1 protein-coding gene is annotated in these 656 nt (G+C 55.9%); it reads left to right on the top strand.

The genetic code is table 11. The annotated features are described in order from the left end of the window. The first annotated feature begins 299 nt into the window (after positions 1 to 299). Positions 300 to 545, top strand: coding sequence for a hypothetical protein (locus tag AC1DT3_RS23395; protein ID WP_477467542.1), 246 nt, complete (start codon positions 300 to 302; stop codon positions 543 to 545). The last annotated feature ends 111 nt before the right edge of the window (positions 546 to 656 follow it).

Here is a 656-nt window from a genome sequence, read left to right on the forward strand (position 1 = left end):
GCAGGGGACGTCGATGCGGTGCCAGGAGGGCGATACACCGCACACCTGCGGCCGGGATCGCTGCATGTGTTCAACGCCGCAGGCCGTGCGGTTCGCGTGTAGATTTCCACCTTCTCCCGCTGAATTTCGCATGAAAACAAAGAATTTGAGAAAAAATTTCGGTAAAATATCTTTTATTTTCAATCCCTTAGGTGTTCAGAACAAACAGGAAACAATATCCACTCTCTGCTCGGAGAGCAGACAGTCTTCGTGGACGCGGGTAGGTTGATCCTAGTTACGTTAATAGGAAAGACATCGCCATGAGCCTCGATCTGGATCTCGACTCCGTTGGAGCCCTCACCAATTTTTCGGTCGGCACACTCGACGGCCGCGACGCGATGATGGTCATCGAACTCGCGACCACACCCGACGAATTCAGGCGGGGCATTCGCCACCAAATGCCTGTAGCGATGACACCCGAGCACGCCCGCGAATTGGGCGAAGCCCTGCTGATGGTCGCAGAAGCTGCAGGAATGGGCGAGACCCGGTCCAACAGCGTCAACTGAGCGAGCCCACCTGCATTCGTTGGTGATCTCGCATGCCAAGCCGCCGAGCGCCCCCTATGACCAAGTAGGAGGTGTGGATGCCCAAGCGAATTAAACTGAACACCGCTCGGG

Source organism: Microvirga sp. P4_G7, assembly GCF_056401005.1.

What these genes read in the sequence shown, in the direction of transcription:
- AC1DT3_RS23395 (WP_477467542.1), top strand. Translation starts at nt 300, where the DNA reads ATGAGCCTCGATCTGGATCTCGACTCCGTTGGAGCCCTCACCAATTTT.